At 33.2% G+C, this 13,524-nt stretch carries 15 protein-coding genes; 5 read left to right on the forward strand and 10 right to left on the reverse strand.

Annotation, left to right across the window (positions count from 1 at the left end; genetic code table 11):
• Positions 1 to 2 precede the first annotated feature (2 nt).
• The 4 genes from PSU83_RS06665 to PSU83_RS06680 form a co-directional block, all read right to left on the reverse strand.
• Positions 3 to 656, reverse strand: a complete 654-nt coding sequence (locus PSU83_RS06665) for a hypothetical protein (protein ID WP_300588159.1) — start codon at positions 654 to 656, stop codon at positions 3 to 5.
• A 54-nt stretch (positions 657 to 710) separates the two neighbouring features.
• A complete protein-coding gene (miaA, locus tag PSU83_RS06670) occupies positions 711 to 1,631 on the reverse strand; it encodes a tRNA (adenosine(37)-N6)-dimethylallyltransferase MiaA (protein ID WP_300588161.1) in 921 nt (306 codons plus the stop codon).
• A 169-nt stretch (positions 1,632 to 1,800) separates the two neighbouring features.
• Positions 1,801 to 3,162 (reverse strand): exonuclease domain-containing protein, encoded by a 1,362-nt coding sequence (locus PSU83_RS06675; RefSeq protein ID WP_300588188.1) that lies wholly within the window; start codon positions 3,160 to 3,162, stop codon positions 1,801 to 1,803.
• 55 nt (positions 3,163 to 3,217) lie between these two features.
• Positions 3,218 to 3,877: a YggS family pyridoxal phosphate-dependent enzyme gene (locus tag PSU83_RS06680; protein ID WP_300588163.1), complete on the reverse strand. Its 660-nt coding sequence runs from the start codon at positions 3,875 to 3,877 to the stop codon at positions 3,218 to 3,220.
• 172 nt (positions 3,878 to 4,049) lie between these two features.
• On the opposite strand from PSU83_RS06680, the gene PSU83_RS06685 reads away from it, so the two are divergent.
• A complete protein-coding gene (locus PSU83_RS06685) occupies positions 4,050 to 4,520 on the forward strand; it encodes a hypothetical protein (RefSeq protein ID WP_300588164.1) in 471 nt (156 codons plus the stop codon).
• Positions 4,521 to 4,673: 153 nt separating this feature from the next.
• Here PSU83_RS06685 and PSU83_RS06690 read toward each other — a convergent pair whose 3' ends face one another.
• From PSU83_RS06690 to PSU83_RS06700, 3 genes are all read right to left on the reverse strand, one after another.
• Positions 4,674 to 5,924 carry a DUF1015 domain-containing protein gene (locus PSU83_RS06690; RefSeq protein ID WP_300588166.1) on the reverse strand — a complete coding sequence of 417 codons (1,251 nt, stop codon included), beginning with the start codon at positions 5,922 to 5,924 and terminating at the stop codon, positions 4,674 to 4,676.
• A 73-nt stretch (positions 5,925 to 5,997) separates the two neighbouring features.
• Positions 5,998 to 6,885 (reverse strand): 3-hydroxyacyl-CoA dehydrogenase NAD-binding domain-containing protein, encoded by an 888-nt coding sequence (locus PSU83_RS06695; RefSeq protein WP_300588168.1) that lies wholly within the window; start codon positions 6,883 to 6,885, stop codon positions 5,998 to 6,000.
• A gap of 108 nt (positions 6,886 to 6,993) precedes the next feature.
• Positions 6,994 to 7,962, reverse strand: a complete 969-nt coding sequence (locus PSU83_RS06700; protein ID WP_300588170.1) for a Gfo/Idh/MocA family oxidoreductase — start codon at positions 7,960 to 7,962, stop codon at positions 6,994 to 6,996.
• A 98-nt stretch (positions 7,963 to 8,060) separates the two neighbouring features.
• Between PSU83_RS06700 and PSU83_RS06705 the strand changes: the two genes are divergently transcribed.
• Positions 8,061 to 8,702 carry a protein-L-isoaspartate(D-aspartate) O-methyltransferase gene (locus PSU83_RS06705; protein WP_300588172.1) on the forward strand — a complete coding sequence of 214 codons (642 nt, stop codon included), beginning with the start codon at positions 8,061 to 8,063 and terminating at the stop codon, positions 8,700 to 8,702.
• Here the strand turns inward: PSU83_RS06705 and smpB are convergent.
• Complete coding sequence (gene smpB / locus PSU83_RS06710) at positions 8,699 to 9,151, reverse strand: SsrA-binding protein SmpB (RefSeq protein WP_300588174.1); 453 nt, start codon at positions 9,149 to 9,151, stop codon at positions 8,699 to 8,701. The two genes, PSU83_RS06705 and smpB, sit on opposite strands and share 4 nt — an antisense overlap.
• Positions 9,152 to 9,279: 128 nt before the next feature.
• Between smpB and PSU83_RS06715 the strand changes: the two genes are divergently transcribed.
• From PSU83_RS06715 to PSU83_RS06725, 3 genes are all read left to right on the forward strand, one after another.
• A complete protein-coding gene (locus tag PSU83_RS06715; RefSeq protein ID WP_300588176.1) occupies positions 9,280 to 9,918 on the forward strand; it encodes a hypothetical protein in 639 nt (212 codons plus the stop codon).
• 165 nt (positions 9,919 to 10,083) lie between these two features.
• Complete coding sequence (locus tag PSU83_RS06720) at positions 10,084 to 11,592, forward strand: S8/S53 family peptidase (protein ID WP_300588179.1); 1,509 nt, start codon at positions 10,084 to 10,086, stop codon at positions 11,590 to 11,592.
• Between the two features lie 77 nt (positions 11,593 to 11,669).
• Entirely contained in the window at positions 11,670 to 11,900 is a 231-nt protein-coding gene (locus tag PSU83_RS06725; protein WP_300588181.1) for a VF530 family protein, read from the forward strand.
• Here PSU83_RS06725 and PSU83_RS06730 read toward each other — a convergent pair whose 3' ends face one another.
• Complete coding sequence (locus PSU83_RS06730; RefSeq protein ID WP_300588182.1) at positions 11,901 to 12,461, reverse strand: GNAT family N-acetyltransferase; 561 nt, start codon at positions 12,459 to 12,461, stop codon at positions 11,901 to 11,903.
• 18 nt (positions 12,462 to 12,479) lie between these two features.
• Positions 12,480 to 13,334, reverse strand: coding sequence for an aldose 1-epimerase family protein (locus tag PSU83_RS06735; protein WP_300588184.1), 855 nt, complete (start codon positions 13,332 to 13,334; stop codon positions 12,480 to 12,482).
• Positions 13,335 to 13,524: the final 190 nt, after the last annotated feature.

The following is a 13,524-nucleotide window of genomic DNA, read 5'->3' on the forward strand; positions in this document are numbered from 1 at the left end:
ATTTAATAATTTATTGTTGTTTCAAATATTTCATTTCCAATTAAATAGGAATTTGTAAAAGTTTCTAAAATTCCTGTTTGTAAATTTTTTACAACATAAATTACTTGTATGGTTTGATTTTTTTTTACGAAAAATAAACTTTGATTTATGGTATTTTGGTTATCATCAAAACTTGTGTTTAAATTAGAATATATTCCATTTACTTTTGAAGAAACAATACTTTTAGTGGTGTTATTATTGGAAAAATAATTAACAGCTACGTAAGTTGCTTCATCAGATGTTAATCGGTATATTTTTGGAATAACTAATTTATAGTTTTCAAAATCATTTTTTAATATAGGACTTATAGAAAAACTTTCATATCCCATGTTTTCATCAAAACGGCTTCTGATATTAATTTTATAATTCTTGTCAAATTTAGGTGAAGGAAAAACCAATCTAATGTTTCCATTATCGTCCGAAGTCCCATAACTGATAGTTTCATTATTACTTAAATATTCGGTACCACTATATATATCAACAGAAATTTCAATATTTTTTAATGGTTCATCCAATGAATTTACAATTTTGGTTTCTAATACCAACCTTGTTTCTGCATCATACGGAATTGTGCAGGCCTGAACTAGAAACACACAAATTAAAACAATTTTTTTCATACTGATCTTTTTGTAAAGGTGCTTAAAAAATAGAAAGGTTGCGTTGAAAAATGACTATTCCGTATAATTTGATATTAAATTAACAATTGTATTTAGGTTAGTTTTATAGTCAAACCATTTTGCGTTTTCTGTGCGTTTGAACCAAGTCAATTGTCTTTTGGCGAATCTTCTAGTATTTTTTTTAATTTCTTCAGCTGCAAAATCTAACGTAGTTTTTCCTTCAAAATAATCAAATAATTCCCGGTAACCCACAGTTTGCAAGGCATTCAAGTGCTTATTTGGAAATAAATTTTCAGCTTCTTTCACCAAACCTTCTGTAATCATACTATCAACTCGCTGATTAATTCTATTGTATATTATAGCTCTTTCAGCTTCTAAGCCGATAACAATAGGGGTGAAGTTGCGTTCGTTTTTCTTCTGATTTAAGAAGGAAGAATAAGGCCTTCCGGTTCCGATACAAACTTCAATAAAACGCTTCATCCGCTGCGGATTTTGTACTGTTTGCGGATTTTCAATCGCAATTTTTTGATAATAATCAGGATCTAATTCGTTCAATTTTTGCTGCAGATATACTAGTCCGAGTTTTTCAAAATTATAGTTTATCTTTTCACGTATTGAATTGTCAATTTCGGGGAAGTTATCAAATCCTTTCAGAATGGCATCCACATATAATCCAGAGCCACCAACCATAATTTGAATATTATTTTTTTTGAATAATTCATCCAGTTTGGCAATAGCCTCTTTTTCAAAATCACCAACAGTATAATTCTCAAAAATAGATTTGTTTTGGATAAAATGATGCGGCACTGCTGCCAACTCATCGTCACTCGGAACTGCAGTTCCAATTTTCATTTCTTTATAAAACTGCCGGCTGTCACAAGACACAATGTCACAGTTGAAATGCTGAGCCAAAGCAATACTCAAGGAAGTTTTTCCAATGGCGGTTGGACCAATAATTGTGATTAAATAATTCATGTTTTTTAGCCCCGATTAGTTCACAAAGTTAATATTTTAAGTCTGTGTTCACTGAATGCTGCGCATTTGTAGTGAAAATCCTTTTTTGTTTTGTCACCCTGAGCGCAGTCGAAGGGCTTTCTAAAAAACAAAAAAGATTGAAGCGGATAGCGGGATTAGCTTCAAATAATTAAAACTTAATAACTTTAAATACTTTGTTTTTGCGCAAATAGCCTTGAATAATAGTTCTCGTGTCCCGGTTATTCTGCATTGGAATGATGATATTTTTTAAAATCTCGATATTGTTAACCTGATAATTCAAATCAAAGAAACAATAGCCTTTATAAATTCCGTTTTCAATCAAGACTGCGGAGCGTTCATCGACCGTTCTTCCTCGATCAACAATAACCATATTGTCATTTTCAAACTTCATTTCCATTATAAATTCAGTCACACGTTCGTTGTACAATTGAGTGGTTTCCTTGCCAATACAAGCTCCATTGCATTCCTTAATTTTATACTGAAAACAGGCATTTTCTGTTTCATATAATCCGTTCAGTTTTTGGCATAAACGATACTTTTCCGTTATTTTGAGCAAGGCTGTTTTGCCTTCTTGAACAGAAGTGAAGGAAGTAATTTCCTTTTTGCGTCCGTCCGCTTTTTGCAATTTCAGGGATAGATAACCCTTTTCATCTTTCTCAGAATACAATGCCCATTGAAAAACACTTTTTCGTTGTGCACGATTATAAACCGGCTTATTAATCTTGATTTCTTCAGTTTCTTTCAGTAAAGCAATGAGTTCGCTACCCGTAACTTCATAAGTGACAGCAAAAACCTCGCGTTGTATCTTTTTGCATTTACCAGTACTTCCAGTAAAATGTTGATTAATTCGCTTTTTGATATTCCGGCTTTTGCCAATGTAAATCAAATCACCTTTCTCGTTGTGAATGTAATATATGCCCGTTTTACTCGGTAAACTTTCAACGATATCTAGTAATTTTGGAGATAAACCTTTTTTAATTTCGGCTTTTATCAAACTAATCAAAATTTCTTTTTTGACATCTTTTTCCAGAATCATTTTAAATAATTTCACTGTAGCCAATGCATCTCCACTTGCTCGATGTCTATCTGTTACTGGAATTCCGAGTGCGCGAACTAATTTTCCTAAGCTATATGAAAGTTGTCCTGGAATTAATTTTTGAGATAATTCAACCGTGCAAAGTGTCGGTTTTATATAATCATAGCCTAAACGACCGAATTCCGTACGCAGGATTCTATAATCAAAGGATGCGTTGTGCGCTACTAAAATGCAATTTTCAGTGATTTCGATAATGCGTTTGGCTACTTCGTAAAATTTGGGTGCCGAACGCAACATAGCGTTGTTGATTCCAGTCAATTTCACCACGAAGGGTTGAATTGGTTTTTCGGGATTCACAAGGCTTATAAATTGGTCTACAATTTCGTGTCCGTCAAATTTATAGATGGCTATTTCAGTAATGCCTTCTTCATTAAATTGACCTCCAGTGGTTTCTATGTCTAATATTGCGTAAATAACTCTAAATTTTATTTTTTTCTTCTAACTTCTAATTTCTTAAATCGGCACTTTTTTACCTTCCTCCAAATATACTACTTCCAATTCGAACCATAGTACTACCACATTCAATAGCAAGTTTGTAATCACCAGACATTCCCATGGAGAGAATTGATAATTGACAATTAACAATTGATAATTGCTTTTTACTGTCGAAAATGGTTTTTAAATTTTGGAATTCTTTTTTAATTTGCGCCTGATTATCTGTGAATGTTGCCATTCCCATTAAACCGATAACTTTAATATTTTCTAACGATTGAAATTCGGCTGAATTAAGAATATCATTCAATTCATTTTCATCCAAACCAAATTTTGTTTCTTCGTTAGCAATATACATTTGTAATAAACAATCAATAACACGATTGTGTTTTGCTGCTTGCTTATTGATTTCTTGCAGTAATTTCAAGCTGTCCACTCCATGGATCAAATTTACATATTCTGCCATGTATTTGACTTTGTTGGTTTGAACGTGTCCGATCATGTGCCACTGAATATCTTTGGGCATTTGTTCCCATTTTTCAGTCATTTCTTGGATTTTATTTTCACCAAAAACACGTTGGCCCGCTTCGTAAGCTTCCATCAAATCGGAAACAGGTTTGGTTTTAGATACCGCTACCAAAGTCACGTTTTCTGGTAGAGCAGATTTTATTTCGAGAAGATTCCTTTTTATAGACATGTACTTAACTGCTTCTGTAATTATACTTTCTTCAAAAATAGAAACTATTACTCAGAAAAATGGATACTTCATTATAATTTCTTTTCATTTTGTTTCCTTTTTACTTTTTCTTTCTTTTATTTTTGGAATAAGTACTGATAAGTATATCTTTGGAATAAATAATCAAAAAAAAATGAAAAAAATTAAATTAGTTTTAGTAGCCATTGTTGCAGTCTTAACTTTTTCGTGTTCTAGTGATAGCAGTAGTAGTAATAATAATAATGATTCTACTTATATCAAATTTAAAGTGAATGGCACGCAAGTAAATCTTATTGAACCTTCGACAATTACATCATTGATGGCTTCGATTTCAGCTTCAGAGGATTTGGGAACAGATATACGTTCCATATTTTTTACAATTCCAGTAGATGTAACGTTGGGAGCACATGCTATTACAGATGCGTCTCCATCCGATTTAACAGCCTATTCTGTAAATTATTCATTAGGAGATACTTATGTCACTGCGACGAGTGGAACTATGACGGTAACAAGTATCGGAGCTGAATATATGGAGGGAACATTTAGTTTTACAGGTGTTGATAACGGAACAACTTATAACATTACTGAAGGTGCTTTTAGAGCATATAAGCCGACTAGCAATTAACTAATAAAAGCCTCTTCATCTAGAAAATTCTACTAAATAATGTTAAATTTTTTAATTAGAATCTGTTGAAGAGGTTTTTAATATATATATGGTTGTATTTGTACGACCACAATGCTACTATAAAAGATATTTAATAAATCTTTAAATAAGATTCTACAACTCATAAACCATCAAGCCACTTCTGAACTTTGGTTCGATATAGGTGCTTTTTGGCGGCATAATCAAATTGTTATCTGCCAAAGCTTTAATCTCCGAGATATCCGATGGAAATAACATAAATCCAACTTCATATTCGCCTTCATCAACCAATTCTTTTATCGTTAATATAGATTGCTTTCCTGGAATGTATTCAATGCGTTCATCATTTCTCAGATCTTCAATTCCCAATAAAGGTTGCAATACTTTATCGTATAAAATTTGAGCATCAAGATTACTCAATATAGAACTTTGAATATTGATATTGTTATTGACATTGCCATTGAAATTGTTTTCCTGTTTATAAAACAAGGCATAAAAATGTCCGTCAAGATACATTCCAAATTCGAACTTACTTTGGGGTTTCCACAATTCTTGCTCTTTGTCTTTAATGATAAAGTTTTCGGTAAGTTTTTCTAGAAAATTTTCCTTGCTATATCCATTTAAATCATGAATAATACGGTTGAATTCGTAAATTTTCACATTGCTTTCGGAAATCAAAAAACTCATAAAATAGTTCAGATTTTGGTTTCCCAAATGACGGTCTTCATCATATAATAATTCCGCAGAAGCAGATCTGTGGTGTCCGTCTGCAATATATAATTCGGGAATCTTCTCAAATTCATTTTGAAGCCACAGAATTTCTTCATCGGAATCAATTTTCCAAAGCTGGTGTTTTTCCTTATTTGTGGTCGAATAATTGTAAATCGGCTCGCTTTTTTTCTTTTCAGCAATCCAATTGTTTAAAGTTTCATTATCTGGATACGTAATCAAAACGGGTTCCGTATTAAATCCCGTTTGATGCAAATAATCCTTGAAATATTCTACACGATATTGCAAAGTATCTTCATGCCTTTTAATGACATTATTCTTGTAATCTTCAATTGAAGTACCGGCTACAAATCCTATGAAAGTCTGTGCTTTAGTCTTTATTTCATAGAGAAAAAAAGCAGGCTTTTCTTCTTTAATAAAAACACCTTCATTTTTGAAATCTTGGTATTTATGAATTACACCTTTAAACCGTTTGTCTAATGTGATTTTCTGTGAATGAACATAGGCCGGATTTATCACGTGCAGAAACGAATACGGATTAAAATTCAGCCACGAAGCCAATTCAGCTGGCGAATAGTCATCGTAATTTCGACAAGTAACTAGTGCTACCTTATCTGGTGTGGGACGAACTGCTTTGAAAGGAATTATTTTTGCCATTTGTTCAATTGAAAATTGATAATTGACAATTGACAATCACCATAATTATCCATTATCCATTATCCATTGTTAATTATGAAAATTGCTTTGCAATTTTTTCTGCTTTTTTGGATTCTGAATAGTCGTAGAAACCTTCACCCGATTTTACACCTAGTTTTTTGGCCATAACCATATTAACTAAAAGTGGGCAAGGAGCGTATTTCGGATTTTTGAATCCATCGTACATTACGTTTAAAATAGAAAGACAAACATCCAATCCGATGAAATCTGCTAATTGCAACGGTCCCATCGGATGCGCCATTCCTAATTTCATAACAGTATCAATTTCATAAACTCCAGCCACTCCGTTATATAAGGTTTCAATAGCTTCGTTTATCATAGGCATCAGAATTCTATTGGCCACAAATCCTGGATAATCGTTTACTTCTGTTGGTGTTTTTCCTAATTTTGCAGATAAATCCATGATGATTTTCGTCACTTCATCAGAAGTGGAATACCCACGAATAATCTCTACCAGTTTCATAATTGGCACTGGATTCATAAAATGCATTCCAACTACACGTTCTGGATGAACAACCTGAGCAGCTATTTGCGTTATTGAAATTGAAGAAGTATTCGTTGCCAAAATGACATTATGGTCGCAGATATCACTTAATTGTTTAAAGATTTGCAGTTTCAAAGCAACGTTTTCTGTGGCTGCTTCTACAACCAAATCAGTTCCGACAACGCCATCTTTAATATCAGTATAGGTAATTATGTTTCCGATGGTTTTGTATTTATCGTCTTCGGTAATAGTTCCTTTAGTTACCATTCGATCAAGATTTGAAGCGATGGTCGCCATTCCTTTTTCAAGTGATTTTTCGGAAACGTCGATTAGTTTTACGGTAAAACCGCTTTGTGCAAAAGTGTGAGCAATTCCGTTGCCCATTGTTCCTGCGCCTATTACAGCTATTGTTTTCATTATATTTGGTTAGTTTGTTTTAATTTCAAAAATCAATGTCAATTTCAATTACACTACTTAAATTATACTATTTTCATTTTGATTGTCATTGTCATTGCTATTTTAGTTTTATTTTTCATTCATCGAATCAATAATCATGTAGGCTACTCGCAGTGCTTCTGTTCCGTCTTCTAAAGTTACAACGGGTTTAGTATTGTTAGTAATAGCATCTGCAAAAGATTCTAATTCGTCTAATATAGCATTGTTGTGATTTACTTCTGGATTGTTGAAGTAAATTTGTTTGCGTTCGCCTTCGGCATTTTGTAGAATCATATCAAAATCGCCTGGAGTTTCTGGCGCTTCTTTCATTTTTACCACTTCGCAGGTTTTGTCTAGATAATCAACAGAGATGTAAGCATCTTTTTGGAAGAAACGTGATTTACGCATATTTTTCATCGAAATTCGGCTTGATGTAATATTAGCAACGCAACCACTTTCAAATTCGATACGGGCATTGGCAATATCGGGCGACTGGCTCAAAACTGAAACTCCGCTTGCGTGAACATATTTCACTTTCGATTTGACAACGCTTAAAATAGCATCAATATCGTGTATCATCAAATCCAAAACTACTGGAACATCAGTACCACGCGGATTAAATTCGGCCAAACGATGCGTTTCAATAAACATTGGATTTTCTATTTGATCTTTAACCGCAATAAATGCTGGATTGAATCGTTCTACATGACCCACTTGTCCTTTAATATTGTATTCCTTCGACAAAGCGATAATTTCTTCCGCTTCTGCAACAGTGGTAGAAATTGGTTTTTCTATAAAAACATGTTTACCAGATTTGATTGAAACTTTAGCACATTTATAATGAGAAAGCGTAGGAGTTACAATATCTATAACATCAACCGCATGGATTAATTTGGCTATAGTATCAAATTGTTTGTATCCAAATTCAGCGGCAATTTTGGCTCCATTTTCCTGATTTTCATCGTAAAAGCCTACAAGTTCATATTTATCAGATTGTTGTAATAATCGTAAGTGTATTTTTCCGAGGTGTCCGGCACCTAAAACGCCAACTTTAAGCATAGAAGTAAATTTTATCAAAAATAGAAATTAATTGATAATTAGTAATTGATAATTGGTAATTTGTTTTCTATTTTTACGAAAATAAATCCCACCCCAAATTGAAAGATACGGCCAAACATCAAGGACTTAGGAATCAATTAGCCAAAGTGCTTGAAGAAAAAGGAATTACAGACCAAAAGGTTTTAGAAGCGATTCGTAAAATTCCACGTCATTTGTTTTTAAATTCTAGTTTTGAAGACTTTGCTTATCAAGATAAAGCCTTTCCAATTGGTGCCGGACAAACCATTTCCCAACCTTATACTGTGGCTTTTCAAAGTCAATTATTAGAGATAAAGAAAGACGATAAGATTCTGGAAATCGGTACGGGTTCGGGGTATCAAACGGCTGTTCTGGTAACTATGGGAGCGAAAGTGTATTCTGTAGAACGTCAGAATGAATTGTTTAAAACAACTTCGGCTTTGTTACCAAAACTCAACATTCGTCCAAAACATTTATCTTTTGGTGACGGCTACAAAGGATTACCTAATCATGCGCCATTTGATAGTATTATTGTTACTGCAGGTGCTCCCATCATTCCAAAACCATTGATGGCTCAGCTAAAAATAGGAGGAAAATTGGTTATTCCTGTTGGGGAAAAAGATCAAATTATGACCCTGCTTATTCGCAAAAACGAAACCCAATTCGAAAAACACGAGTTTGGTGATTTCAAATTTGTCCCTTTATTGGAGAATAAGAATTAGAACTCTTTCTTAATTCGATCTAAATCTCGTTTGGTATCTTGTTCTTTCAATGATTCACGCTTGTCGTAAGTTTTCTTTCCGCGGCAAAGAGCAATATCTAATTTGGCCAACCCTTTTTCATTGGTAAACAATTTTAAAGGAATAATTGTTAATCCTTTTTGATCAAAAGCGCGTTCTAGTTTTTTTAATTCTCGTTTATTCAACAACAATTTACGTTCGCTTTTTGCTTTGTGGTTGAATTGATTTCCATACAAATATTCGTCAATTTGAGTATTAATGGCAAACAATTCACCGCTATGAAATTCACAAAAACCTTCGGTGATATTCGCTTTTCCCAAACGAATCGACTTGATTTCCGTTCCGGTTAAAACTATGCCAGCAGTGTACGTTTCGATTATTTCATAATCAAATCGGGCGCGCTTATTTAGTATGTTTATGGTTTTCAACATTGGATGGCAAATGTATATATTATTTGGGAATAATTATCAATAAAATTAGTGCCTAAACAATGATTTATGTCAGTTTCTTAGACAAATCTTAACATTAATTTTGGAGTATAATTTAAAACCAAAATAAAATGAAAAAATTAGTATTAGCAGCTGGTATTTTAATAATATCATTAAATGCTCAAGCACAAGAAAAAAGTGAAGGTCTAAAAGGAGCATGGTTTGTAACCTCACAATTTGGGTACCAACAAACAAAATCGGGTGACGAGAAAGCCACAAATTTATCCATTATTCCAATAGTTGGAAATTTTATAACACCTTCTGTTGCTGTTGGAGCAGGTGTAGGTATGATGAATATCAAATCCGAAACGGGTTCGGTTACCAATGCAAGCACGAATTTAATTGTTATTGAACCGCTTGTTAGAAAATATTGGAATATAGCTGGAAATTTCTATTTCTTTGGGCAATTAGCTACACCTATTATTACTGGTAAAGAAAAAGAAGCCAATACAAAAGTTAGTCAATTTGGTTTAGCCATGTCAGGCGGTTTTGATTTTTTTGTAACCAAAAATTTCTCAGTAGAATTCTCATATGATTTAGCAAACTTCACTACAACTACAATTAAACCAGATAGTGGCGATAGCACAACCATTACTAATTTTTCGTTAGCACATGTAGCTACTGCAGATCCTATATATGTTGACGCTTTAGGAGGTAGCATGCCCAACTTAACTACTCCATTATCATTCGGATTCAAATTTATATTCTAATATTCTGGTTAATTTAAGATCCAAGAACTTGGACAAAAAAAAGCTGCTTTTCTTTATTGATTGGCAGTTTTTTTATTAAATTTAAATTTCATTTTGTTGAAAATTATAATTTTCAAAATATAATATTATATTAGTGGGGCCTAACCCATTAAAAACAAATAAATTATGTCTAGAAAAATTATTAAACTATTTATTTTATCCTTAATTGTTTTCACTTCTTGTTCTAAAGAAGATGCAATGGATACCACTTCAATCGTTATTGAAGAATCACAAAAAATACCTTTAACACCAGCACAAATTAACGCTAAAATTGATCAATCACTAAATACCAAAGACGGTTTCAGTTGGAGTGAAGCATCATCGCATTTGCTTTGGAGCGCTGTTGTGCATGGAAGTAATGTGGTAACTATTGGTTTTGGAAATTCAAAAAGTAATTTCGAAAGAGCTAAAACATCTAATAATGCTAAGATTCAAAGTGAATTATTATCCATTATTTTAAAGTATGAGGCTACTACTTTAGATAAGGTTTTAATCATGTCTGATGCTGATTTAAATTTGCTTGATGTGATGATTAAAAACCAGGAAACTATAATTGCTTTACGACAATCAAAATACATTAGATATATAGAGCCTGCCGATTATAGTTATTTGAATGTTCGAAATGCCGAGAATCGTTCTAGCGGTTCAAGTTCAGGATGCGGTTACGAAGCTACTACTTTGGCTGCAGCAGATTATACTACGATTAGTCCAAATGCAAAAGTACCATGGACATTCTATCAACACAATATTCCGAACGCGTGGAATATCAGCACAGGAAGCGGAATTACAATTGGAATTATTGATACTGGAGTTTCTCCGAATCAATCGCTATTAGGATCAAATTTCAATAACGGACTTTCCACGGGAAGAACCATTCAGAAAAATGGCGTTTATGTAGATTCAATTTGGCCTTGGAGTACAGGAACGGATGGCGTGAATGATTTATGCGGTCACGGAACTAGTATGGCTTCTGTAGCTGCAGCACCAAGAAATAATAAAGGATTACCGGTTGGAGTGGCTTATAATGCGAATTTGGTAACTTATCGCGCGGCTTCCAATGTGGTATTAGATGGTTACCAAGAACAAGAAGCGGTGAAAAAAGCTTTTACAGCTTTAGCAAATAATTCAAATGTAAAAATCATTTCAATGTCAATGGGACATATTTTCTCTGTTGGTAAAATTGAAGATGCTATCAAATTAGCCTACGGAAAAGGTAAATTAATTTTCTGTGCTGCTGGAACTTCTACAAGCTTCACCACTTTTGTTGGTGTGATTTTCCCTGCTTGGATGCCAGAAACTGTTGCTGTAACTGGAGTTAGAGAAGGTTCCGTCTATCAGGCTTGTGATGACTGTCATACCGGAAGTAAAGTCGAATTTACAGTAGCAATGCAAAGAGCGGCATCAGGAAATACAGTGCCGGTTGATAGTTTTTATGAAAACCAAACGGATTATGTTGGCGGTTCATCTGTTGCGACTGCAACAACTGCTGGAATTGCAGCCTTAGTTTGGTCTAAAAATCCAACTTGGACAAGAGCTCAAGTATTAACAAAAATGAGGCAATCAGCAAATTTGTATCCAAACAAAAATTCTGAATACGGATACGGAAATGTGAATGCGTTCTTGGCTGTACAATAATTATAACTTTTTTAAAATTGAAAACCATCCCGAAAAAGGATGGTTTTTTTATGCGTTTAATTTTCTAATTTTACCGAATGCAAAACACAACTTCAAAAGATCCACTTCATGGTATTACGCTTCAGAAAATAGTGGAGGATTTAGTTTCCTTTTACGGATTTGATACTTTAGCTGAATTAATAAAAATTAAATGTTTTATGAGTAATCCGAGTGTGAAATCGAGTTTGACGTTTCTTAGAAAAACAGCTTGGGCACGTAAAAAAGTTGAGGATTTGTACATTAAAACTCTGCCAAAATTCAATAATTAGTTACTTTATATAGTTTCTTTTGAGCAAAGAATAAATTACCGTATCCCAATATTTTCCATCCCAAAGTTCATTTTCCAAAATGTGAGCTTCTTTTACAAAGCCGTTTTTTAGCAATACTTTTTCGGAAGCTATGTTATCTGGGTCAATTATGGCTTCAACAGAATGTAATTTCATTTGATCAAAACCATACGCCAAAACTACTTTTATAGCTTCGGTTATGTAACCTTTTCCATAAGTTTCTAGTAACGACATATAACCAATTTCTGCTCGGTGATTTTCTGGCTGAATTTTGTAATGACCAATAATACCAATAATTTTTGGGTTTCCTTTTATTGTAATTCCCCAATTGATTCCAGTATTGTTAATGATTTTTTCTTCAATCATTGCAAGATGTTCCAAAGCTTCTTCTTTAGTCTTAACCAAGGGACGCGGAATGAATTTCATAGTTTCTGGATTACCGCGTAATGCCATAACTTCTTCAAAATCTTTTTCGTTAAGGCGACGCAAAAGCAAACGTTCGGTTTCTAAATTCTGAAAAGGATGAAAATTGATGATTAGCATAATGGCGTTTTTGTAAAATTATAAAATTTCAATACTAAAAGTGTATTCTTTTGAAGCGTTACGTTGCAATGTTTGGATTCCTTCTTTTTCACACAATTTTCCTGTCGTATTCAAAACATCGGAATATCCAGCCCAAGGTTCTAGGCAAATAAACGGTGCATTTATTTTAGTCCAAATTCCAAAATTTGGGAAGTCATCAAATTTAAAGTTTAAAAAAGGGACATTATTTTCGAGTAGTTGAATTTGATTCGATTGTAATTGTTTAAAAATCAAGGCGTCTTTTTCAAATAATGAATAAGTTAGTGGTAGTTGATAATTATTTAATTCGATGTATTTTGTTTTATCAGATAACAAATCATTTTCCAATTCATAACAAATTAGATTTTCATTCGATTCAAATTGCAAACTGTAAATTTCAAATGAATTAGGTAAGGCAAAAGCCGGATGACCTCCAATGGAGTAATATATTGTTTCCGAATCGTTATTTATGACTCTATAAGTGAGGCTTAACTCGGAATCATTCAATGTATAAATCAATTGCAATTCAAAATCAAATGGAAATGTTCCTTTTGTAGTTTCATGAGATTTCAACGAAAATAGTGCTGAACTTTCATTTTGACTAACCAATTCAAAGTTCATATCTCTAGCAAAACCATGTCGTGACAGTTGATAGGATTGATGCTTGTAGGTATAACTATCGTTCTTAAGTGTGCCAACAATAGGAAATAGAATAGGAGAGTGTTTAGCCCAATATTCAGGATGTCCTTCCCAGATGTACTCTCGATCTGAATCAGTTTTTTTAAGGGAAATCAATTCGGCGCCTTGATGGTTTACCGCTGCGGATACCTTTGAATTTGATAGTGTAGTTGTCAATTGTTTATGATTTTAAAATAACAAATATATTTTAAAATCTCATTTCAACGTAAAGTTTGTATAAAATGATCATCTATAAAATATTTTGAAACTATTTCACCTTTTTTACTTCAAGACAAAACATCGACGAATGGCAATTAAGTAGGAAATTTTCCTTTTGTAAAGTATTAAACATGTATTTCATCGATTT

Origin of the sequence: Flavobacterium sp., from assembly GCF_029945805.1 — a bacterium.
Taxonomy (GTDB): domain Bacteria; phylum Bacteroidota; class Bacteroidia; order Flavobacteriales; family Flavobacteriaceae; genus Flavobacterium.